Annotated in this window: 22 protein-coding genes; 19 read left to right on the forward strand and 3 right to left on the reverse strand. The window is 43.5% G+C overall.

Going from position 1 to position 21979, the window contains the following annotated elements; all coding sequences use genetic code 11:
• Positions 1–137 precede the first annotated feature (137 nt).
• The 7 genes from ACLIN2_RS31470 to ACLIN2_RS31500 all read left to right on the forward strand — a co-directional run bounded on the left by ACLIN2_RS31470 (position 138) and on the right by ACLIN2_RS31500 (position 9108).
• Positions 138–1211, forward strand: coding sequence for a flavin-containing monooxygenase (locus tag ACLIN2_RS31470; RefSeq protein WP_411504672.1), 1074 nt, complete (start codon positions 138–140; stop codon positions 1209–1211).
• Positions 1211–3751 carry a heavy metal translocating P-type ATPase gene (locus ACLIN2_RS31475; protein ID WP_411504966.1) on the forward strand — a complete coding sequence of 847 codons (2541 nt, stop codon included), beginning with the start codon at positions 1211–1213 and terminating at the stop codon, positions 3749–3751. Before ACLIN2_RS31470 ends, ACLIN2_RS31475 begins: the two co-directional genes overlap by 1 nt.
• A 437-nt stretch (positions 3752–4188) precedes the next feature.
• Positions 4189–4974: a YwmB family TATA-box binding protein gene (locus ACLIN2_RS31480; RefSeq protein ID WP_411504673.1), complete on the forward strand. Its 786-nt coding sequence runs from the start codon at positions 4189–4191 to the stop codon at positions 4972–4974.
• Positions 4975–5149: 175 nt separating this feature from the next.
• Positions 5150–5716, forward strand: coding sequence for a YdhK family protein (locus ACLIN2_RS31485; RefSeq protein WP_411504674.1), 567 nt, complete (start codon positions 5150–5152; stop codon positions 5714–5716).
• 525 nt (positions 5717–6241) lie between these two features.
• Positions 6242–7030 carry a prolipoprotein diacylglyceryl transferase gene (gene lgt, locus ACLIN2_RS31490; RefSeq protein ID WP_411504675.1) on the forward strand — a complete coding sequence of 263 codons (789 nt, stop codon included), beginning with the start codon at positions 6242–6244 and terminating at the stop codon, positions 7028–7030.
• Between the two features lie 44 nt (positions 7031–7074).
• Positions 7075–7770, forward strand: coding sequence for a response regulator transcription factor (locus ACLIN2_RS31495; RefSeq protein ID WP_411504676.1), 696 nt, complete (start codon positions 7075–7077; stop codon positions 7768–7770).
• Between the two features lie 3 nt (positions 7771–7773).
• Entirely contained in the window at positions 7774–9108 is a 1335-nt protein-coding gene (locus ACLIN2_RS31500) for a sensor histidine kinase (RefSeq protein WP_411504677.1), read from the forward strand.
• Between the two features lie 37 nt (positions 9109–9145).
• On the opposite strand, the gene ACLIN2_RS31505 is transcribed toward ACLIN2_RS31500, so the two are convergent.
• Positions 9146–10822 carry a multicopper oxidase family protein gene (locus tag ACLIN2_RS31505; RefSeq protein WP_411504678.1) on the reverse strand — a complete coding sequence of 559 codons (1677 nt, stop codon included), beginning with the start codon at positions 10820–10822 and terminating at the stop codon, positions 9146–9148.
• A gap of 120 nt (positions 10823–10942) precedes the next feature.
• Between ACLIN2_RS31505 and ACLIN2_RS31510 the strand changes: the two genes are divergently transcribed.
• Complete coding sequence (locus ACLIN2_RS31510) at positions 10943–11203, forward strand: metal-sensitive transcriptional regulator (RefSeq protein ID WP_411504679.1); 261 nt, start codon at positions 10943–10945, stop codon at positions 11201–11203.
• Positions 11204–11374: 171 nt separating this feature from the next.
• Positions 11375–12442, forward strand: coding sequence for a F510_1955 family glycosylhydrolase (locus tag ACLIN2_RS31515; protein WP_411504680.1), 1068 nt, complete (start codon positions 11375–11377; stop codon positions 12440–12442).
• A 64-nt stretch (positions 12443–12506) separates the two neighbouring features.
• Here ACLIN2_RS31515 and ACLIN2_RS31520 read toward each other — a convergent pair whose 3' ends face one another.
• Positions 12507–13340, reverse strand: coding sequence for a hypothetical protein (locus ACLIN2_RS31520; RefSeq protein WP_411504681.1), 834 nt, complete (start codon positions 13338–13340; stop codon positions 12507–12509).
• A gap of 356 nt (positions 13341–13696) precedes the next feature.
• Between ACLIN2_RS31520 and ACLIN2_RS31525 the strand changes: the two genes are divergently transcribed.
• From ACLIN2_RS31525 to ACLIN2_RS31535, 3 genes are all read left to right on the forward strand, one after another.
• Positions 13697–16114, forward strand: a complete 2418-nt coding sequence (locus tag ACLIN2_RS31525) for a heavy metal translocating P-type ATPase (protein WP_411504682.1) — start codon at positions 13697–13699, stop codon at positions 16112–16114.
• A 75-nt stretch (positions 16115–16189) separates the two neighbouring features.
• Entirely contained in the window at positions 16190–16396 is a 207-nt protein-coding gene (gene copZ, locus ACLIN2_RS31530) for a copper chaperone CopZ (protein WP_411504683.1), read from the forward strand.
• Positions 16397–16486: 90 nt separating this feature from the next.
• On the forward strand, positions 16487–16936 hold the full coding sequence (locus tag ACLIN2_RS31535; RefSeq protein ID WP_411504684.1) for a putative iron-sulfur cluster-binding metallochaperone: 450 nt from the start codon (positions 16487–16489) through the stop codon (positions 16934–16936).
• A 55-nt stretch (positions 16937–16991) separates the two neighbouring features.
• Here ACLIN2_RS31535 and ACLIN2_RS31540 read toward each other — a convergent pair whose 3' ends face one another.
• Positions 16992–17330: a four-helix bundle copper-binding protein gene (locus ACLIN2_RS31540; protein WP_411504685.1), complete on the reverse strand. Its 339-nt coding sequence runs from the start codon at positions 17328–17330 to the stop codon at positions 16992–16994.
• Positions 17331–17478: 148 nt separating this feature from the next.
• Between ACLIN2_RS31540 and ACLIN2_RS31545 the strand changes: the two genes are divergently transcribed.
• From ACLIN2_RS31545 to ACLIN2_RS31575, 7 genes are all read left to right on the forward strand, one after another.
• Positions 17479–18228, forward strand: a complete 750-nt coding sequence (locus ACLIN2_RS31545; protein WP_411504686.1) for a sulfite exporter TauE/SafE family protein — start codon at positions 17479–17481, stop codon at positions 18226–18228.
• A 38-nt stretch (positions 18229–18266) separates the two neighbouring features.
• Positions 18267–18971, forward strand: a complete 705-nt coding sequence (locus ACLIN2_RS31550; RefSeq protein WP_411504687.1) for a response regulator transcription factor — start codon at positions 18267–18269, stop codon at positions 18969–18971.
• 41 nt (positions 18972–19012) lie between these two features.
• Positions 19013–20389, forward strand: a complete 1377-nt coding sequence (locus ACLIN2_RS31555; RefSeq protein WP_411504688.1) for a sensor histidine kinase — start codon at positions 19013–19015, stop codon at positions 20387–20389.
• On the forward strand, positions 20386–20595 hold the full coding sequence (locus ACLIN2_RS31560; protein ID WP_141295615.1) for a hypothetical protein: 210 nt from the start codon (positions 20386–20388) through the stop codon (positions 20593–20595). The genes ACLIN2_RS31555 and ACLIN2_RS31560 overlap by 4 nt, the downstream gene beginning before the upstream one ends.
• A 108-nt stretch (positions 20596–20703) precedes the next feature.
• Positions 20704–20967, forward strand: a complete 264-nt coding sequence (locus ACLIN2_RS31565; RefSeq protein ID WP_141295612.1) for a hypothetical protein — start codon at positions 20704–20706, stop codon at positions 20965–20967.
• Positions 20968–21055: 88 nt separating this feature from the next.
• Entirely contained in the window at positions 21056–21655 is a 600-nt protein-coding gene (locus ACLIN2_RS31570; protein WP_411504689.1) for a class I SAM-dependent methyltransferase, read from the forward strand.
• Between the two features lie 77 nt (positions 21656–21732).
• Positions 21733–21969 (forward strand): DUF2933 domain-containing protein, encoded by a 237-nt coding sequence (locus ACLIN2_RS31575; protein ID WP_141295606.1) that lies wholly within the window; start codon positions 21733–21735, stop codon positions 21967–21969.
• Positions 21970–21979: the final 10 nt, after the last annotated feature.

Below are 21979 nucleotides of genomic sequence, written 5' to 3' on the forward strand. Positions count from 1 at the left end.
TCTTGATTTATAAATATCTACTCTGTACCAAGAAATAGGCAGATATTTCTATACAAAACGCTTGCGTCGGTAATGATGCTAAGTTACTATAATATTCAAATGAGTATTTAAATGTATTAGCAAGGGGAAGATCTGGCATGGGCCGCAATGTTGATATATTGGTGATTGGAGCTGGTCAGTCTGGGCTGGCTATGGGGTACTTTTTGAAGCAGCAATCGAAATCATTCGTACTTGTTGACGCAGAAAAGCGAGTGGGGGATGTATGGAGGAATCGATATGACTCCTTAGTTCTGTTCACTCCTCGCTCCTATAGTTCATTGCCTGGATTAGCTTTTCCTGGTGATCCCAATGGGTTACCGAATAAAGACGATGTTGCTGATTACCTTGAGGCATATGCGAATCGATTTTCAATTCCGATTGATTTACAGACAAAAGTGCAAGGCATGGAATTCGCAGATGGAGTATTTCATGTCCTTACAAGCCAAGGTGACTACTATGCAAAACAAGTCGTAATTGCAACAGGTCCATTTCAGAAACCTTTTACCCCGAATATGGCAGGTAGTGTTTCCGAAAAAGTTTATCAAATGCATTCCGCTGTATATCATTCTCCTAAAGAATTGCGTCCCGGTGCCGCACTCGTCGTAGGAGGAGGGAACACCGGGGTTCAGATAGCAATTGAGCTTTCCAAAGAGAGAGAAGTTTATCTTGCACTAGGTGAAGAACGAAAATTTATGCCCTTGAACCTTCTTACCAAAAGCATATTTTGGTGGTTCGATAAACTGGGAATGCTACATGCTAACATTGACACAAAGTTTGGAAAATGGCTTAAGCAACAAAAAGATCCTATTTTTGGATTAGGTCCTGAACTGAAATCACTTGTAGCGCAAGGAAAAATCAAACTGATGCCCAAAGTAAGCGGATTTTCTGGGAAGGAAGCTGTTTTTCCCGATAAAAGCAGAATAACAGTACAAAATGTAGTATGGGCTACAGGATTTTATCGTGATTATTCATGGATTGATATAGACGGAGTTCTTGATCAAAAAGGGAACGTGATCCATCAACGAGGAATCAGCCCCATTTCAGGCTTATATTTTCTTGGCCAGCCATGGCAGTATCGACGAGGTTCGGCATTGATTGGCGGAGTTGGCAAGGATGCCGAGTACCTAATGAAAGAGATCAATTGCAGAATGTTGGAAAGCGGTGAGAGATGATGCAAGAAGAAATAAAAAAGGACGCCTGCTGCAATGACAATAGCTGTAGTGCGGAACAGGAAAAGGTGAAAAACGATTCGTGCTGTGAAGTTACATCATCCAGCAAACCAGCTGATTTTACATTTATAAAGAGTCTCCCGATTTTGGAGACAAAAGTGAAGGCTAATTGCTGTGCGGACGATCAATGCAATTCAAAAGCGAAGGAGAACGCGAGAGCAGTATTGTCTTCGAATGCAACGGAGTACCGAATTTACGGTATGGATTGTCCGGCATGCGCTGTCACCATTGAAAAAGGAATAGGGAAGATCCAGGGAGTTAGAAACGTTAACGTGAACTACAGCACTGCCAAGATGCAGGTTGAGGTGGAAGACCTATCTGTATTAAATATTGTTGAACAGCAGGTAGGTAAAATTGGATATCGGGCGGAAGTTCTTGATCAAAGAAAAAATGCTCAAGTGTTTTTGATTGAAGGAATGGATTGCAGCTCATGCGCGCTTACGCTGGAAAAACATATGAAGTCAAATGCAGCTGTCAAAGAAGTAAATGTAAACTTCTCAACAGGCAAAATGCAGATTGTTCAAGAAGGGCTTAGTACTGAAGAAATTGTGAATGAAGTCTCCAAAGCAGGATACAAGGCAAATCTGGTTTCAAAACGCAAAACCAAGAAGGAGGCAGCTACGGATAAAACAGGTACTTCGTTGACGGTAGTTTCAGGCGTTCTTTTAGCTCTTGGTTTCTTAGGGTCATTTACAAACGCATCCCCATTGGTCATCACTGTTTTGTACGCCCTTTCGATTCTAGTTGGTGGTTACAGACCAGCTCGCAGCGCTTTTTACGCAATCAAGAGTGGATCGTTGGACATGAACGTGTTAATGACGGTTGCGGCGGTTGGAGCTGCATTCATCGGTGAGTGGTTCGAAGGGGCAACAGTGGTTTGGCTTTTTTCACTTGGAAACATGCTGCAGACCAAATCCATTGAAAAGACGAGGAATTCCATTCGAAATTTGATGGATGTGGCGCCTTCTGAAGCATGGGTAAAGAGAGGCGAGTCCCTTACTCGAACGCCTGTTGAAGAGGTTAACGTAGGAGACGTTCTTATCGTTAAGCCAGGTGAAAAAATCCCACTGGATGGCAAGGTTGTAAAAGGTGCTTCTAGTGTAAACCAGGCCCCAATTACTGGAGAATCAATCCCTGTAGATAAAGTAGTGGGAGATGACGTTTACGCAGGGACCGTGAATGAGAGCGGATCACTGGAAATAACAGTAACCAAGCTTGTTGAGGACACAGCCATAGCGAGGATTATTCATCTTGTGGAAGAAGCACAGGAGAAAAAAGCTCCGACCCAAGCATTCGTTGATAAGTTTGCAGCTATTTACACTCCAATTGTGTTGGTTCTTGCATTGCTAGTCATTGTCTTTCCACCGCTTCTTGGTTTTGGGACGTGGACAGAATGGCTTTATAAGGGGCTTGAGCTCTTAGTGGTTGCTTGCCCTTGCGCGTTGGTCATTTCCACACCGGTAGCGATTGTATCTGCCATTGGAAATGCAGCAAGAAACGGAGTTTTAATTAAAGGCGGTACTTTTTTAGAGACTGCCGGAGCGATAAACGCAATCGCGTTTGATAAGACAGGAACATTAACTGAAGGAAAACCTAAGGTATCGGAGATCATTTTGCTCCAAGATAGCGAGGAAGAATTGCTGAGTATTGCACGTACAATTGAGGAGCATTCCAAACATCCAATCGCACAGGCCATTATGAAATACACCGCAGATAAAAATATTTCTGCCATGGCGGCCGAGGATTTCCGAGCCATTGTCGGAAAAGGGGCTTCGGCTACGATTCATGGAGAGAAATATTACGCTGGAAAACCTGCCTTATTTGAAGAACTTGGGATCTCGTTCGAAGATTTGAAGCCTCGAATCCAGTCGTTACAAAGCGAAGGGAACACATTGGTCATCATCGGTAACTCCCAGAAAATCTTCGGGCTTATTGCAGTTGCCGATTCCATTCGAGACATTACTGTTAGTGCCATTCGCAAATTAAAAGATACCGGAATGAACGAGGTTGTCATGCTGACCGGAGATAACACCGGCACTGCGAAGAAGGTTGCAGAGCAAACTGGTGTAAGCAGATACTTTGCGGAATTGCTTCCAGAAGAGAAAGTAAAGGCAGTGAAACAACTTCAGCAAGAAGGCAAAGTAGTCGCAATGGTTGGAGATGGAATCAACGACGCACCAGCATTGGCGACGGCAGATTTGGGAATTGCCATGGGGGGAGCAGGTACAGACACTGCCATGGAAACTGCTGATATCGTGTTAATGGCGGATAACCTGGAGAAACTTCCGCACACAGTAAAATTAAGCCGAACAGCTCTGCAAATTATTAAACAAAACATTTGGTTCTCGATTGTCGTCAAGCTGGCTGCACTCGTTCTCATCTTTCCGGGATGGCTCACCTTGTGGCTTGCCGTTTTAAGTGATACCGGGGCAGCATTAATTGTGATATTAAATAGCATGCGCTTGTTGAAAATGAAGGAATAAGTAAAGGGACATCCGCCCTTTATAGTCCATTTATGTACATTGTTATTTGAACCCTACAAGAGTTCTTCTAGCTTACATTGAAAAATGCCGAACAATAAGACCGCCTCGGGAAAAGGCGGTCTTATTTTATAGTTCATTGGGATCGCAGTGGTTACAATTGGCTTTACACCAGCCCAGCCCTGAATCGTGCGGTTACAGTTTTCTAATTGATTGCCTGTATGCTGTAGGTCTCGCTACGCCTACAGCTGTTATGATGGGAACAGTAAAGGGCTCAGAAATGTGGGCTTTTGATAAGAGGTGCCGTATATTTTGGCTCCATTATAGTAATGCCTTGATTAAATGGAAAAATGGTTTCATAAACAGGTTCATAAGTTCATTATTGGTAAGATTATCTGTTGGTCGATATGACCATACTGATATGGAGGGAGGGGATCAATATGGGGATTAAGTATGAAAGAAATTTATTTGTCGCAATACTTTGTCTTATCATTCTCTTTGGAGCGTTTGTTGTCGTCAAAACCGTATATGGAGTGGAGGACGGCGGTATAAAGGACGCCCGTTTATTGTACCAATCATACACCGATTCTCAACTCAAGGTGGAGAAAATGGCTTTACAGCACAGCAATTTTTTAAAAGGAAACCAAAGTCTTGCTAGTGTGCTCTCCAAGAAGACACAAATAGAGACAACCTTTTCACTGTCTTTGCAAGAAGTCACTCATACAAAACAGAGAGACCGTCTAATAAAATTTCAGGGACAAAAACTGCTCTCTGACGGTCAAATGCTTCGGGTCGTATGGGGAGGAGAAAGAGAGCGGGTTTCTTTGAACCAGATTCTTTATAAAACATTCATTGTAGTAGAAATGATTGGACAAGTAAAAGACGAGCAACAATTAAACATGAACTTCAAAAAATTGACTGAGTTGCTTAGAGAGGCCGGTATTCAGCCAGTCATTAATGTCTCGCTAAAAGGAGTTTACCCTGCAAAAATGGATATAAGTACTCAAAAATCCTTCATCCGTTCTCTCCTCAATAAGTTTAACGGGACTGTTGTGGAGGGGTTTTGGGGAGAGGCATCTGCTAGTGTTACGGGATATTCTGGAAAACTCTCTAGATTTGTGAGTAGCAAAGGAAAAAAAGTGAATATTCAAATGAATACCCATTTGAGTAGTAATGGAGAGGAAACAATTGTGTTTATTGGTTTCCCCATTATCATTATTGATTAAGTAGTTGTAGGCTTAACGTATTTAAGACACACTGAATGATTACCTTTGTTCTTATCCTTGTCCAAATTGGGGGAAATGGAATCTCATAATTACAATAACCAATATTTGTATGTTTAAACACTCCTGGAGGATTTAATGCTAGTATTAATTACAACAATAACGAGGTATTTAGTAGATGAAAAAACAGCTAGCTATTATTTGTGTCGCTTCGATTATTGCTATCAGTGGCTGTGGAAATAATGGGACCCCTAGTAATCAACCTAACCAAAGTCAAGAAAATGTTAATCAAGGAATGAATCATGCTAACTTGAATCATTCAGGTTCGGCTGAAGTTCCGAAAGGATTGAAAGAAGCAAGCAATCCGACATATAAAGTTGGTTCGCAAGTAATTATTAAATCAGATCACATGGAAGGAATGAACGGCGCTACAGCAACGGTCGTAGGTGCTTATGATACAACAGCCTATTCTATTTCATATACTCCGACAACAGGAGGACCAAAAGTTAAAAATCATAAATGGATTATTCATGAAGAGATTAAAAATGCAGGTTCTGAACCATTCAAACCAGGCTCCGAAGTGATAGTACAGGCGGATCATATAAGTGGTATGAACGATGTAACCGCTACTATTGATTCAGCCCAACCTACTACGGTTTATATGGTTGATTACATGCCGACAACGGGGGAAGCAATGGTGAGAAATCATAAATGGGTCATAGAAAGCGAATTATCAACTAAGTGAGCTGTCAACCTGGCAGCTATTTGCGTAATTAGAACACAACAAACTCGGTTTACCCTTCAGGAAGAGAAATTTGAAATTGAGTAATAGTTGCCTGTGAAATAAAAGCGCTATATTAAGGACTGCCCATTAGATCACCGAAATTCGAATTTTTCGGATGGGATAGTTTTTGTGAAAGCCCTTGTCATTCGTGACGGGGGCTTACGTTTTCCTTTCCAATATACAGAATAGATTGAACCGAATGATATCTCCTCTTTTAAGAGGGGATATTTTACTTGTAACGAGAGGATTTTATAATTGCATGTTTTAAGTTAACTCTCGACTATTTGTGACCATCTAAAATCGTACTCTCCATAATTTCAACAAACTTAACTTCTATACTTACATTAAGTAAGGTCAGAAACAAGGTTGTAGGTTGTTTTGGATTGGATATGTGAAAGCAATTTTCAGCTATACAGTGAAGGTTTTTCTATGAAAAATACTTGATTTGAATGCAACCTATAAGTTTGTTAGAAAGGAGAATTACTTATGAGAGTGATCTTATTTTATTTGGGGGATTATCCTGTTCGTTCCTATGGTCTTGTCGTTGCCCTGGCTATTCTCTTATCACTCGGTCTTGCCAGGTACTTGGCAAGGGAAACGGTATACCGTGATCATTTATCCTCGTTTACTGTTACTGCAGTCATTTCCGCTATCATAGGAGCAAGACTGTGGGAGGTCTTATTCTTTCAATGGTCGTATTATTCCGCTCATCCCTTGGAAATGGCAGCAATTTGGAACGGTGGCTTATCCATCCAAGGGGCGATTGTTGGAGGGATTGGATCAGCGATTTACTACACATGGCGGCATAAGTTGTCATTCTGGGACTTTGTTGATACATTGGCTCCGGCTGTTGTCTTCGGACAAGGGGTTGGAAGGATTGCCTGTTTTTTGAATGGAGATGCGTTTGGATCACCAACGGGCAGCAATTTCGGTATTGTCTATCCGGAAGGAACGATTGCTTATGAACGTTACGGCTCTCAGCCGTTGTGGCCAGCTGAAATTTGGGAAGGTCAATGGGATTTTGTCATTTTCGGAATCTTGCTAGCGATAAAAAACAAGCGGTTACCAAAGGGAATGATCTTTGCCACCTATCAAATCTTATATGCGCTGGGGAGATTTATTCTGGAGTTTTTACGTGGTGACACACCGAGATATTTATTCAATTGGACAGCTGCTCAGTGGACAAGCTTTATCGTAGTTTTGGTTATGCTTACTATCATGGCTTTCCTGACGTACAAAGAGCGCTTGGGAAAACCATCAGAAATGACTCGTTAGCTTTCGATATCCGTTCTTCGATCTTTACTGGAGGTGCAGTAGCGGTGTCTACGATTCTAATTGTTGATGATGAATCTAAGATTCTGGAAATTTTATCGTCTTATCTGAGCAAGGAAGGTTACCATGTAATGACCGCTGAGAACGGCCGAGAAGCATTGGAGATCGCCTCATCATATCCCTTGGAGCTCATTATCCTTGATCTTATGTTGCCAGATATGACTGGAGAAGACGTGTGTATGGAAATACGTAAAACTTCTCGTATACCCATCCTAATGTTGACGGCAAAAAGCAGCGAAGCTGACAGAATCACTGGATTGGAGATTGGTGCCGATGACTATCTTGTAAAACCGTTTAGTCCCCGTGAGTTAGTGGCCAGAGTTCGAGCCATATTACGTAGGATAGGTGATTACCAGTCACTGAGTGATATCGTGGAATTAGGGGACTTGATGGTATCTCTACGTGAGAAGAATGTAACCCTGAAAGGAAAGCCGATGGATATGACTCCGAATGAGTATCGTTTATTGACAACGCTACTCCGTTATCCAGGCCGTACATGGACACGAGAAGAACTTGTGGAAGAGGTATGGGGATTGGATTTCGAGGGAAGCGATCGTACCATCGACACACACATTAAGAACTTACGTCAAAAGATTGAGAAAGATCCAAGACAACCTGTATATATAAAAACAGTGTACGGTTTGGGGTACCGGATCGATAATCATGATAAGACTCGGGGGTAACAGATGAAGAGCATTTGGATGAGACTGGCGCTGATATTCATGGCTGTCAGCGCCAGTGGTATTCTCATTTCAACGATACTTTCCCTTAAAGAAATGGACTATCATTTTTCACTTTATCTAAGTGATGTAAATCAAAAGCATAAGCAGGATCTTGTATCTCTTCTCCAAGAGGAGTACAAAAAGGAACACGGATGGGAAAATGGGTCTATGCTCAAACTAGAAGCTGCTTCACTTCTGCTCGGGCAGCAAATTACACTATATGACCGAGATGTAGAATTCATCCGTTCGTTTGGAGAAGCGAAGTCTGCCGCCTTTTCAAATCTCAGTGAAGACATGATACCGATAACGGATCAAGGAGAATTACTCGGATACATAGGCATCCGATATGATAATTCTGGGATGATTTCTTTGGAGGAACATTTCCAAATTGCCCATACCAATGCGATGCAATGGACGATGCTCGCGCTGCTTTTGATTGTATGTTTGGTAAGCATATTTACAGCAAAACGTTTTGCCAAGCCGATTGTCATGATGAGTGATGCAGCGATGGACGTATCGAAAGGTAATTTGGCTGTTCGGGTCGCGGTACCCCGTGGAAAGGACGAGCTGTCTAGCCTGGTCGAAACGTTTAACCAGCTTATTCAAAGCTTGCAAAACCAAGAGGATTTGAGGAAACGGCTTACCTCCGATATTGCGCATGAATTGCGTACGCCGCTGAATACTTTGTTAGCCCAAACGGAAGGAATGATCGATGGGATATGGGAAGCCACTCCCGAACATCTGGAGGCAACCCGTTCGGAAGTACTGAGGCTTATCCGGATCGTCAGCGATCTCGATCAAGTCATTCAGGCGGAAGCCGGTGCACTAAGTATCTCCCGTGATGCTGTAGATCTTAGTAAAGTAGTAGCAAGCACCGTAGATGCCATGAACGCAGTATTTCAACAGAAGGAAATTTCACTTACAAGCAGTATACACCCGGATTCGTGGATAGTTGGTGACGAGCAAAGATTGGCCCAAGTGGTTTCCAATTTGCTAACCAATTCGTTAAAGCACACGTCCAAGGGCGGAGAAGTAATGGTTTCCGTCATCAATAAAGGAGATTTCATTGAGGTGAACGTAACTGACAACGGACGTGGTATCTCACATAAAGATTTGCCATTTGTGTTTGAGCGATTTTACCGAGGGGACCGTTCTCGTAATCGGGAGAGTGGGGGTACAGGGCTCGGATTAACGATAGTAAAGGGGATTGTCGAGGCACATCAGGGAGAAGTTCAGATCAACAGTAATGAGGGAAAAGGGACAACCGTTACGGTCACATTTCCGGCAAGAAAAGAGTAGGGCAGGAACAATCGTTCCTGCCCTAAACTGATTCCACTTATTCCGGCATATTGTTTACAGTTGGATCAATTGTAAAGTCGGGTTTAAAGCCTTCATATTTCACTTCGGACATCATTCCTTGAGATGCATGGCCCAGATCGTGACAATGGAACATCCAATCCCCTGGGTTGTCAGCCTTAAATGCAACTACATATTCTTCGCCAGGTAAAAGGTTCAACGTGTCCTTCACTAATGGCGATCCAGATATAGGTTTGCCGTTTTTACTTAGGACTTGGAAGAAGTGACCATGTAGATGCATGGGGTGAAGATCTTTGGGAGATTTATTCACCAGTTTTACCTTCACGAGATCCCCTTCCTTGACATTGAGAGGAGGCGTGTTAGGGAACGTTTTGCCATTAATCGTAAATGCCATTTCTCCGTTGCTCATTTCCGTATTCAGATCCATTGTATACTCGATGTCATATTTGCCATCCAATGAGAAAATGCTTTTTGATGATTCCCCATACTTGGTGATATCAACCAATGGCAAGTCACCGGTTTCTGATGTCGGTGCGACATTTTCAGAACCTTCGTAAATGATTGGTACAGCAAGAGATTTTGCACCCGGGTTGGAGCTTCGCTCTTCCAGCAGCCAACTTCCAGGTTTATTGGCAACAAATTCAATATCATAACGTTCTCCTGGAGCGATATTCAACAATTGTCCGCTAACCAGGGGCGGGTAATTAATTGGCTGGCCATCCGTTGCAACAATTTTGTACTCATGCCCCTGGAGGTTGAGCTTATGGGAGAGGAAGCCAGCATTGACGAGGCGTATTCTCACTTTCTCCCCTTCTTTTACTTTCAGCGGTTGAATTGCGGATCCAGTCTTCCCGTTTGCTGAGAAGATCGTATACATAAGCGGCATCATTTCGGCGTCACTCATCGGCTTATCTGAGCTGCCCATGTTCATGTTGGAGTGACTGTTGCTGGAATTACTCATGTTCATATTAGAGTGGCTAGCGTTGGAATTGCTGTTACTACCACTATTACTGTTACTCATGTTCATATCTGATTGGCCTCCGCCGTGACTCATCCCAGCCATGCTCTCATCTTTCATCCATTCATCTAGTACAAGCGTATAATCCTTGTCAACAGGCTGTTGGTCTTTTGGTTCCACTACAAGAGATCCGTACAACCCTTTATCGACCTGTACCACGCCGTTTTGATGCGAGTGGTACCAATACGTTCCGGGGACGTCCACCTTAAACTGATAGGTGAAGCTTTCGCCAGGTTTTACGGCATTTTGGGTAACACCCGGTATTCCATCCATGTTATTGGGTACCGGGACACCGTGCCAGTGAATGGTCACAGGTTCTGGCAACTCATTTTTCAAGACAACCTTGATTGTCTCACCCTGTTTGACGCGAAGCTGCGGGCCTGGGACCGTTCCGTTGTAAGTCCACGCCGTTTTCATCGTGTTATTATCAAGGTGAAGCATGCTTTCCTTTGCAGTAAGCGTAAATGTATTTCCTGTCAGCACTTCCATTGCAGCATCACCTGAAGCAGACATAGGTTTTGACTGATCACTTACTGGCTTCGCTTCGGTCATGGTCCCCATATCGTGACCCTGATGGTCAGTTGGTTGACTTTTATTGGAGCAAGCTGAGAGCACCAAAATACCCGCCAGAACGGCAGGAAGTGCTATCCACTTCTTTATGTTTGGGTTACAAATCATGTTCTTACCTCCTTCTTTATTTCTGACGAAAGAGTATCACATGATTATGTAGAAAAGATGGAGATTTGCATACGGTATAGGGGTATGTGTAAAATAACAAGAAAAGGAGGAACGATACACATGTCACAAGACACAATCGACAATTGCTGTGCAACGGAACACTCTCGACACAGCCATCATTCAGCTAAGACCAAACAAAACCTGATGAATCGTCTCAATCGGATAGAGGGTCAGGTTCGTGGCATAAAAGGATTGATTGAAAAAGATACGTATTGTGACGACGTTTTGAATCAGATCTCAGCTGTTCAGTCTGCCCTAAACGGTGTGGCGCGTCTGCTTTTGGAAGGGCACATGAAAAGCTGTGTGATTGATCGTGTCTAACAGGGGGACCATGAAGTTATCGATGAACTCCTTGTTACTGTAAATAAATTGATGAAGTAATAGCTACTAGGGCACCTTGCGATGAGGTGCTTTTTTCATTTTCATCATAGATTCTTCACAAGTGCCGGTTACAATTGGACAAGCTTGAAATTGCTGAAAGGGGTAACTTGAATGGGTCTGGCATTAATCGGAATGGCGTTAATTACTGTACTTTTCTTTGCATGGTATGTAGCGATCAAACGGCAAATCCTTGCTTTGAAGAATGTGAAGAGAGCAGAAGATAGGGAAAGGCGTGTGCTGTTATCCAAAAGCCTACGAATGGCGAAATGGGGATTAGTAGCAACTATTATAGGAGTTGTGGTAACAGGGAGCCTTTCGATCTTTGGTTCACAAGGGAATAAAGGCATATACCTTGAGCACGTTCATGGTCTGGGATTTTCAACGGACGGTAAACGAATACTGATTCCAGCACATGATGGGCTTAAAGCTTACGGAGAAGGTCGTTGGGAAACACCGGAAGGAGCTAAGCACGATTACATGGGTTTTTCTCCGGTTAATGATGGATTTTACTCCAGTGGTCACCCTGCGCCAGGATCTGACCTGAAGGATCCACTCGGAATGGTAAAGAGCACGGACGAAGGCAAGTCGATGAAAATGCTTGGTCTTGAAGGTGAAACTGATTTCCACAATATGGCTGTCGGATATCAATCTCATGTCATATACGTAATAAACCCTCAGCCCAATTCCAAAATGAGTGCAGCCGGCCTTTATTACTCAAAAGACGAAGGTGGTACCTGGACAAAAAGTGAAATGAAAGGGGTTAACGTGGAGCCTTCCTCTATGGCTGTTCATCCTTCTGAAGAGTCTGTATTGGCGATTGGTACTCCGAATGGTGTTTATCTTTCGAAGGATTACGGAAATAGTTTTGAACAAATAGCGTCAGATGGACAGGCAACCGCATTGTTTTTTAACAAACAGGGGGAACTGTTTATAGGAGGATATCAAAATCAAGCATATTTGCAAAAAATGGACATCTCGAACAAAAAAGGAGAACAATTTACAATTCCTACCTTTTCTGACGATGCCATCGCGTACCTTTCCCAGAATCCTATCGATGACAACCAAATAACCTTTGCCACTTTTAATAAGGACGTGTATATTTCCAAAGATAAAGGACTGAACTGGAGGAAAATTGCTGATAAAGGCAATACTATTTCTGAAGAAAAAACGGAACAGTAAAAGAAAAAACAAGCGACTCCCCGTTTGTTAGTATGGGGAGTCGTATTATACAGAAATGATACTTCTAAGGAACCTCAACTACAAATGGCACGATAAATACTTTTCCGTTTTGTTGAAACTGCCCCCAAATCTTATAGATCCCAGAGTTGGGAAACTCCGTTCCAAATTTGGCGTCAGGTCCCGTTGCCTTCTCTTCCAACGGATGATTATGGATATACTTCTCCACATCGGAACTGATGATGACTACATGGCCAACCGCTCCTAAATAGGGTTGCAGATTGGTAATTGGCTGTTTGCTGGTTGCGTCCTTAAACGAGAATGTCATCGTTGCTTCTTGTCCGGACTTCAATTTGTCAAAGGCTAATGTAACTTCTTTTCCTTCCACGACTTTGGTCATATTCTTGTCAGGCTGGAGTTGAGATGGTGAAGGAGCTTGACCAGAAACCGTAATCCACTGGCTTTCCGTTTTGGCTTCTCCGCCGCTAGGAATAAAATCTGCGATGAGTTTGTAGTTGCCACCGGCAGGAAAAGTGGTTGTAACGGTAAACATTCCATTTCCTTTGTTCTCTGGATGGAGATGTTGAAAAGTGGAGAGGTCTTTACTTACCACAATCAAATGCATCTCTTTTTCATGATTGATGTCAAATTTTTCGATTGGTTTTCCTGTGTTGTCCTGTATCTGAATGGATACTTCTTCACTTTGATTGCTTTTAGGGGTTTGACTGCTAAATTTCCAGACAGCCTGTATTTGAGAGCTGTTGGTCGTTTCTTTGCCTCCTGTAGCTGGTTGATTATGTTTCGTATGGTCCTGTGCCGGTTGTTGCTGGCTGGCATTAGGGGTACAGGCTCCCATAACGATTAAACTGGCTAGGATTACACATGATAGCGTAATTTTCACGGGCGCATCATCCTCCGTACATGCATTCTTCTAGTGTCTTTGTATAGCATGTACGCATTCAATGGATTCATTCCCTTTTATAGGAGGCAATCGGATAAAGCAAGGTAGATTGGATACAGTAAAAAACAGGAGATGATGTCTATTGGATGAATTTTTGTATTTAACCGCATTAATTGTTGGAAGTGGAGTTGCTTATTACATATATGGTTACTGGAAAGAAAAGCGGACGAAAGTAAAAAAGTAAGCAGTGACGGTTAGTAGCGGTAAGTAATAAATTTGGGTATTGCATACTATAGGGGGGTATAGTATTATGGTGTCAACAAGAGATTTTGGTATCGATGGAGGTGGCAAATTGTATGAGCACCGCAGCTACTGCAAAAGAGACGAATGAGAGCAGTGCAACCTTAAAGATCGAGGGTATGACCTGTGCTTCCTGTGCAATCCGAATTGAGAAAGGATTAGGCAAGATAGAAGGGGTCAAGCAAGCCAATGTAAATTATGCGATGGAAAAGGCTACAGTCATGTATGATCCATCGAAAGTGGATTTCACAGCCTTGCAGGCGAAGGTAAACGACCTTGGATACAAAGTATCCACCGAAAAAGCCGAACTGGATATTAACGGAATGACTTGTGCGGCATGTGCAGTGCGTATTGAGAAAGGCTTAAAGAAAATGCCTGGCGTGATCGATGCAAATGTCAACCTGACTATGGAAAGAGCGACCGTACAGTACGACTCCGGTGCAGTCAGTACGGGACAGATGATAGAAAAAATCAAGGATCTGGGGTATGGTGGTCGTTTGCATGAAGAAGCAGGCAAAAAGGATGATGATCGCGGAAGGGAAATAAAGATTCAAAAGACCCGATTCTTCGTAGCAGCTGCATTATCGTTACCACTCCTCTACACGATGGTGGCACACCTTGGCTTGACTGGTATATACATGCCTCATTTCTTAATGAATCCATGGGTTCAATTCGCATTGGCTACCCCGGTCCAATTCATTATTGGATGGCCTTTCTACAAGGGGGCCTATAAGGCATTAAAAAATGGCAGTGCCAATATGGATGTGCTTGTGGCATTGGGTACTTCAGCTGCGTATTTCTACAGTTTCTTTGCTACTCTCGGTGGACGTACGGATAAATTGTATTACGAGACGAGTGCCGTACTAATTACGCTAATTATTCTTGGCAAGCTTTTTGAGGCGCTGGCGAAGGGGCGTACGTCAGAAGCGATCAAGAAATTGATGGGGCTTCAAGCCAAAACAGCCACAGTTATCAGAAACGACGTGGAAACCGTTGTCCCTCTTGAAGAAGTAATTGTAGGGGATCTGATCCTTGTCAAACCAGGCGAGAAAATCCCAGTAGATGGAGAAGTCATGAACGGAACATCCGCTGTTGATGAATCTATGCTTACAGGAGAGAGTGTACCGGTCGACAAAAAGGCAGGGGATGCAGTAATCGGGGCTACCATTAACAAAAATGGCGTGCTTACCATTCAGGCGACAAAGATTGGAAAAGATACGGCGTTGGCCCAAATTATTAAAGTCGTCGAAGAAGCCCAGGGCTCGAAAGCCCCGATCCAACGGATGGCCGACAAGATATCCAGCATTTTCGTTCCTATTGTGGTAGGAATCTCGGTGCTTACCTTTATTGTATGGTACTTCTTCATTGAGCCCGGTAACTTTACAGCTGCCTTGGAACCGGCAATTGCGGTTCTGGTGATAGCGTGCCCATGTGCTCTAGGATTGGCGACTCCTACTTCTGTTATGGTAGGTACCGGAAAAGGGGCGGAATTGGGCATCCTGTTCAAGGGCGGCGAACATTTGGAGGCAGCTCATAGACTGAACACTGTCGTTTTGGACAAAACAGGGACCATCACTAAAGGAGAACCTTCTTTAACCGACATCCTCCCATTTGGTGAGTACTCCGAGGAAAAGCTGCTTACTTTGGTTGCCTCTGCTGAGAAAAGCTCTGAGCATCCACTTGCGCAGGCCATCGTAAAAGGAGCACAAGAGAGAGGCATATCCTTGGCTCCGGTGACGAATTTTGAAGCGATTCTTGGCTATGGCTTGCAGGCGGAAGTGAATGGTGAACAACTTCTGATTGGAACAAGGAAGCTCATGCTGAATCACGGCATTGATCCTTCTTCTGTGGAAATTCAGATGCAACACTTGGAGGATCAAGGAAAAACGGCAATGCTGGTGGCAGGTAACGGGACGCTTTCCGGAATCGTTGCTGTTGCTGACACATTAAAAGAAAGCTCCAAAGCAGCGATCGCCCAACTAAAAGGACTGGGTCTTGAGGTGGTCATGATTACCGGCGACAATCAGCGCACAGCTCGCTCCATCGCCGAGCAGGTAGGGATTACTCAGGTTCGCGCTGAAGTTCTGCCTGAAGACAAAGCAAAAGAAGTGGAAGCCTTCAAAAAGCAAGGCAAAAAAGTGGCAATGGTGGGTGACGGGATTAACGATGCTCCTGCATTGGTGACAGCCGATGTAGGAATGGCGATCGGAACGGGTACTGATATTGCCATGGAGGCAGCCGATGTTACCCTGATGCGAGGGGAGCTTACCAACATCCCTCAGGCTATTACTCTTAGTCATAAAACCATGCAAAACATTAAACAAAACTTGTTTTGGGCACTGTTCTACAATAGTGTTGGAATTCCAATCGCAGCATTAGGGCTGTTGGCACCTTGGGTTGCAGGGGCTGCAATGGCTTTCAGTTCTGTCTCTGTGGTACTGAATGCATTACGTCTGAAACGGGTAAAGATCTAATTAGCCAGGATGGGGCGGCAGCAAATGCAATCTGAGTGTTTATAAATCTCATTAAAAGAGAGGGAGAGATTGATCATGAATACAGTTACTCTGAATGTACAAGGAATGTCTTGCAATCACTGCGTGAACTCTATCGAAGGGGCGTTGGGTAAACTGGAGGGTGTACAGTCGGCGAAAGTTTCCCTGGCTGACAACCAGGTGACGGTGACATTTGACGATTCTGTTGTGTCTCTGGATAAAGTAAAGGAAACGATCGAAGACCAAGGTTATGACGTCGTTTGATGTAGGAATGGGAGAAGGCTGCGGAACTGATTCGCGGCCTTTGTTTGTATAAAAGAGACAATCTATTCTGAAACAGGAGTTGAATGGATTATGGGGAACTGCTGTCAGACTACTTCAGAAACGAATTCAAAGGTCAACCGTTGCCCGGATTGCCAGGAAAATGGTCGTCGTGTTCCTATCATCACTGTGAAAGCATTGCTTAAGCCTAACGCCCTCTCCATACTGCACTCCAACTTGGATTATTCTTTTTGTTCAACGCCAAGCTGTGACGTGGTTTATTACAGTGAAATAGACACATTCAGAACGAATGATTTGAAAGTGGCTGTGTTTCAGAAGGATCATCAATTACAAGTACCTGTCTGCTACTGTTTTGGATGGACGAGGGAGCGATTGAACCATGCATTCGAACAAAACAATGACCCTTTGGAATTCATCCGTGATCAAGTGAAAGCTGATCGTTGTGGTTGTGAAGTGAATAATCCGCAAGGGGCCTGTTGTTTGGGGAACGTTAAAGCCTTTGTCCAAACATTAAGCAAATAATGATTCAACTAATGAATAAGAGGGGTAAGGAATAATCCTTGCCCCTCACTTCAATCTATCCTGCCATTTTACGGCAATGCTCTGCACATTCTCTGCATGCTTTCGCACATTCTTGGCAGTGAGTATCTTTATACATCTCACAATGGGTGGCACACGCTTCGCAGATGGTAGCACAGACACCGCATAGCTGCTTTGCGTATTGGCTGTTACGTGACATGAACTGAACGGAAAGGACACAGATATCAATGCAATCGCGAAGGGTTTGAATGCACATGGTCCGGTTTTGTGCATCCGGTTCCTGCAAGCAAGCTGTCAAACATTGTTCGCACGCCTGCAGGCATCTCATGCATGCATCAATGCAGTGTTGATAGGTGTTCGAGACGGTTACGGGCATTGTGGTTGGCCTCCTTTTTAGATGATCCAGAAGTAGTATGTATCAAGGAACGGGAATTAAACGGGTTCCTTCACAATTCCCTCACAAGCGTATCGTAAAATGGTTGGTAGCATGAAATGCACGCAATTGGTGTGAAAGGAAGACGATTATGGATTGGTACGCCTACCTGTCCCAATGGAGTTCATGGGTCACCCAGCCCTTTTCGAATCTGTATTACGTGATGGGGGAACAGGCACCGTTGATTGGTGCACTTCTACTTGGCCTCATTGGGGCATTTGCTCCTTGCCAATTATCGGGAAACGTTGCGGCTTTTACTGTATTCGGAAAGAATATGATTGAAAAAGGAATATGGGGCCGTAATCTTTTTCTTTTTATACTGGGGAAAGTGATTGTTTACTCTGCATTGGGCGGCATCGTATTTCTATTTGGAGAACAGCTTTCCACACAGGCGATTCCTGTATTTCAATGGGCGAGAAAAATGCTCGCTCCGATGTTTCTTCTGACCGGGTTGTTCATGCTTGGGGCTATTGGACTGCCATTCCTTAAAACGCAAGCACTGTTTCGAAATACCGACCGGATAATACAACGTGTTGAAGGCCCAACTCAGGCTTTCCTACTTGGATTAACAGTTTCCCTGGGTTTTTGTCCCACGATGTTTTGGTTGTTTTTCGGTCTGGCAATGCCTTTGATGTTGTCCAGTTCATTAGGTCCGATGTTTCCGGCTGTATTTGCGATAGGGACTGCCATTCCACTTTTGGTTATTCTTCTCTTGTTATCAGTAATGGGAGACAGAATCTCCATCATGAAACAGTCCAGAAAATGGGGATCTGTCGTCCAGAGACTGGCCGGTGGAATCTTTGTTCTTATGGGCATATCTGACTTTTTGACGTTTTGGTAAGGAGAAGAAAGTATAGATAAAGAAGATGAGGGATTATGATGATGAAACTACAGGTGTTGGTAGTTGATGATGAATGGAACATGCGTAACCTTCTCCGCATTTATCTTGCGAAAAACGGGTTTGATGTGACAGAAGCGACAAATGGGTATGAGGCTCTCACGTTGTTCAATCAACGGTCTTTTGATCTCATTATCTTGGATCTCATGATGCCAGATGTGGATGGCTGGGAAGTCTGCGCGAAGATACGTGAGAAGAAAGATACACCTATTATTATGCTGACTGCACGGAACGAAACAAAAGATAAAGTAAAAGGATTGCAAATTGGCGCGGATGATTATCTCGTAAAGCCATTCGAACCGGAAGAACTGATCGCACGGGTTTTTGCTCTGCTAAGGAGGGCAAGTATATCAGAGCCAACAACTGTTAGGAAAACGATTACTCACCATGATATGTCCATTTCCCCTGAGGAGAGACAGGTGTTGGTTCAAGGTGAGCCGGTAGAGTTTACGCCAAAGGAATTTGATCTGCTGCTTTTGTTGGCAGAACAACCGGGCCGGGTTTATAATCGGGATCATTTGTTGGAAAATATTTGGGGACATGATTATTTTGGAGACATTCGAACAGTCGATACCCATGTGAAAAACATCCGAGAAAAAGTAAGAAAAGCCGGGTTATCCTATAATCCCATTCAAACAGTCTGGGGTGTGGGTTATAAATTTCAAGGGATAGATGACCGAAAATGATTGGGAATCGCATTGTTTTCAAACTAGGCGGGACGATAATCTTGTTGTTTCTCATTGTGCTTCTGCCGGTGGGATTCGTGATCGAGCGGATTTTTTCTGGCTTTTACTTCAACGAAGTACGAGACCAAAATGAGCAGTTGTCCGCTCATTATGCGAATGTACTTGCCACTGCTCCTAATGCGAATATCATACCGATGATGGAAATGATGGCTGGTTTTTCTCAGGTTAAGCTATATATCGTGGACAGCCGCGGACAAATTATCGCGATTTCCGGAGTGCCTGACCTTATCAAAGGAGAAAGTGTACCTGTAGAAGAGACGACTACCCTTTCCCAAGGGAAAGCAATTGAAAAGGTGTACGTAGAATCTGCTACTGCAAAGCGATACCTTGTTTTCGGAACGCCGATTGTGAGCAAGGGAGGTGTCCTTGGGGGAGTGTATGTAATGTCCTCCCTCGAAGGTATTGATCAATCCTTGCAAAAGGTTAGAGAAATGTTGACCTTGGCGGGATTGGGGGCATTTTTCCTTGCTGTGGGTGTAACCTATATCCTCTCGAAGAAATTATCAAATCCTTTGATCCAGATGGAAAAAGCAGCCCGGAAGATAGCAAAGGGAGACTTGAATACACGAGTAAAACTGACTTCCACAGATGAAATCGGTTCGCTGGCTCAGGCGATTAATGATCTAGCTTTTGATCTACAGCGTTATCGTGACACTCGTAAAGAGTTTTTCGCGAATATTTCCCATGAGCTGAGAACCCCGATCACGTATGTAGAAGGATATGCAAAAGTCTTGAAAGACAAGTTGTACGAATCAGAGCAAGAGAAAGACCAATACCTCAGCATTATCCATGACGAATCGATCCGGCTTTCGCGAATGATTGGCGATTTGTTTGACCTTTCCAAGATCGATGAAGGGAAAATCTCATTACAATTGGAATGGAACGATGTTACGGAAGTGATGGAGGGAGCCATTCAAAAAGCTACCATTCAAGCGAAAGAAAAAGGATTGAACATACAATTAAATGTACAAGACAAGCTTCCACTCGTTTATTGTGATGGGAACCGTATGACACAGATCTTCATCAACCTTTTAGACAATGCGATTCGCTACACGGATAAAGGCGGTATTTATGTAGAGATGTGGCAAGAGGATCTTCAAATCAAGATTGCGATGAAAGATACGGGAATGGGAATTCCAGAAAAAGAACTGCCGTACATTTTTGACCGTTTTTATCGTGTGGAAAAATCTCGTTCCCGTCAATTTGGAGGGACAGGGTTGGGACTGGCAATTGTCAAGGACTTGGTAGAATTGCAGGGAGGGGACATTCTCGTTTCCAGCATCTTAGGGAAAGGGACCCGTTTTGAGTTGACCTTCCCCACTACATCCGAGACCAGCATAGGGGAGGACGAGGAATGAGATGGGGAGATTGGCTCATTGTTTCTCTGTTAGTCGTCATTGGCTTATCATGTTTGACCATGTCAGCAACATGGATGATGGGCCCAGATTCTATAGGAATGTACTTTCATAATTTTTTCAAAATATGTTTATGGTCTGGCATACCGATTCTTGTTGCATCCGTGCTTTATGTCATCGCGAAAAAGAGAGGAAAAAAAGACGATTGAAGAGGGATCTCCATCATTTCATCAAATATTCAACAAGGTTCTAACACATTGATTTCCTATACTGACCTTGCAAGTACAAATTTCCTTAAACAAGAGGAGGAATCAGTCATGCAAATAAAGACAAAGGTATTCTTGGGGATTTCTTTGATGGCCCTGCTGGCAGTAGGTCAGGTTTCTTTTGCAGCGGAAACCGATAAGGATCAGACAACCACGACGAACGGCATGACGAATATGATGAAGATGATGGACAATCATGGCATGACGAAAATGATGGATGCGATGAACTCACCCGAGGGACAAGAAATGATGAAGAGCTGCAGTAAGTTCATGGAATCGTACAACGGAACAGAAAACGGCGGGACAACAAAGTAAGTCCGGTATCAACCAGTGCCTGAGTAAGGGCACTGGTTTTTGGCTTGTAGGAGCATTCATCCATTCGAGCAAGGAAGTGGAGAAGCAAATGGCTAAATGGTTTTCTCATTACTATGACATTATGATGAGCCCGTTAGAACAACGGGGGATGAGGGAAATTCGTGAACTACTGTTGAGTAAAGCGACCGGTAAAGTACTTGAAATTGGTTCTGGTACCGGATTGAATTTCCCTCACTATAAGAACGCTGAAGAAATCATTGCGATCGAGCCTGACTCATATATGAGAAGTAAGTCCATGACAAGGCTGAAGGAAGCTAACAGTCCTATTCTTGTAGTTGACTGCGGGGCAGAGAGGATGCCTTTTACAGACAACAGCTTTGATACGGCTGTAGCGACCTTAGTATTTTGTACGATTCCGAATCCTAAAATGGCTTTTCAAGAAATCAAAAGGGTTTGCAAACCAGATGCAAAGATTCTTCTTTTCGAGCATGTTCGTCTCGATCATCCATTAGTAGGGCGCATACAGGATTGGGCTACGCCTCTATGGAAACATCTGTGCGACGGATGTCATCTTAATCGAAATACGATAGAAGAGTTGAAGCAGGAAGGATTTAGAGTTACTCGAATAAATACGCACTACAAAAGACTTTTTGTAACGATTGAAGCGATAAATAACAAGGAAATCTAAGTGAACCCAGTTCCAACAAACTTTTATCACATTTTCTGTTTATAATGGGTTCCATCAGCCGAAAAGGGGGATGGAATATGACCTGGTTACAGATTGTCTCAATTCTTGCGTGTCCGGTTATGATGTTGTTCTGCATGCGAGGCATGTTTAGCAAAGACAGTTGCAAAAAGCATGGGACTCAAGGTGCTTCTCATGAGCAGTTCCAACAGCTTCAGCAAAAAGTGGCCGAGCTGTCGGAGCAGAATCAAAATTTGATGAAAGAATTACGATCCAACAAAAATACGGATACTCCTGCAAAACCAATCGCTGATTAAATAGGTTGAC

It is taken from the genome of Brevibacillus centrosporus (genome assembly GCF_046622605.1).
Classification (GTDB): domain Bacteria; phylum Bacillota; class Bacilli; order Brevibacillales; family Brevibacillaceae; genus Brevibacillus; species Brevibacillus centrosporus.

Bases quoted from the DNA above. Each gene is read 5' to 3' on its own strand.
- lgt (WP_411504675.1), top strand. From the start codon at position 6,242: ATGAGAGTGATCTTATTTTATTTGGGGGATTATCCTGTTCGTTCCTAT.
- ACLIN2_RS31540 (WP_411504685.1), bottom strand. From the start codon at position 17,330: ATGCCCGTAACCGTCTCGAACACCTATCAACACTGCATTGATGCATGC.
- ACLIN2_RS31470 (WP_411504672.1), top strand. From the start codon at position 138: ATGGGCCGCAATGTTGATATATTGGTGATTGGAGCTGGTCAGTCTGGG.
- ACLIN2_RS31480 (WP_411504673.1), top strand. From the start codon at position 4,189: ATGGGGATTAAGTATGAAAGAAATTTATTTGTCGCAATACTTTGTCTT.
- ACLIN2_RS31545 (WP_411504686.1), top strand. From the start codon at position 17,479: ATGGATTGGTACGCCTACCTGTCCCAATGGAGTTCATGGGTCACCCAG.
- ACLIN2_RS31550 (WP_411504687.1), top strand. From the start codon at position 18,267: ATGATGAAACTACAGGTGTTGGTAGTTGATGATGAATGGAACATGCGT.
- ACLIN2_RS31565 (WP_141295612.1), top strand. From the start codon at position 20,704: ATGCAAATAAAGACAAAGGTATTCTTGGGGATTTCTTTGATGGCCCTG.
- ACLIN2_RS31570 (WP_411504689.1), top strand. From the start codon at position 21,056: ATGGCTAAATGGTTTTCTCATTACTATGACATTATGATGAGCCCGTTA.
- ACLIN2_RS31505 (WP_411504678.1), bottom strand. From the start codon at position 10,822: ATGATTTGTAACCCAAACATAAAGAAGTGGATAGCACTTCCTGCCGTT.
- ACLIN2_RS31510 (WP_411504679.1), top strand. From the start codon at position 10,943: ATGTCACAAGACACAATCGACAATTGCTGTGCAACGGAACACTCTCGA.
- copZ (WP_411504683.1), top strand. From the start codon at position 16,190: ATGAATACAGTTACTCTGAATGTACAAGGAATGTCTTGCAATCACTGC.
- ACLIN2_RS31515 (WP_411504680.1), top strand. From the start codon at position 11,375: ATGGGTCTGGCATTAATCGGAATGGCGTTAATTACTGTACTTTTCTTT.
- ACLIN2_RS31560 (WP_141295615.1), top strand. From the start codon at position 20,386: ATGAGATGGGGAGATTGGCTCATTGTTTCTCTGTTAGTCGTCATTGGC.
- ACLIN2_RS31575 (WP_141295606.1), top strand. From the start codon at position 21,733: ATGACCTGGTTACAGATTGTCTCAATTCTTGCGTGTCCGGTTATGATG.
- ACLIN2_RS31535 (WP_411504684.1), top strand. From the start codon at position 16,487: ATGGGGAACTGCTGTCAGACTACTTCAGAAACGAATTCAAAGGTCAAC.
- ACLIN2_RS31475 (WP_411504966.1), top strand. From the start codon at position 1,211: ATGCAAGAAGAAATAAAAAAGGACGCCTGCTGCAATGACAATAGCTGT.
- ACLIN2_RS31500 (WP_411504677.1), top strand. From the start codon at position 7,774: ATGAAGAGCATTTGGATGAGACTGGCGCTGATATTCATGGCTGTCAGC.
- ACLIN2_RS31525 (WP_411504682.1), top strand. From the start codon at position 13,697: ATGAGCACCGCAGCTACTGCAAAAGAGACGAATGAGAGCAGTGCAACC.
- ACLIN2_RS31485 (WP_411504674.1), top strand. From the start codon at position 5,150: ATGAAAAAACAGCTAGCTATTATTTGTGTCGCTTCGATTATTGCTATC.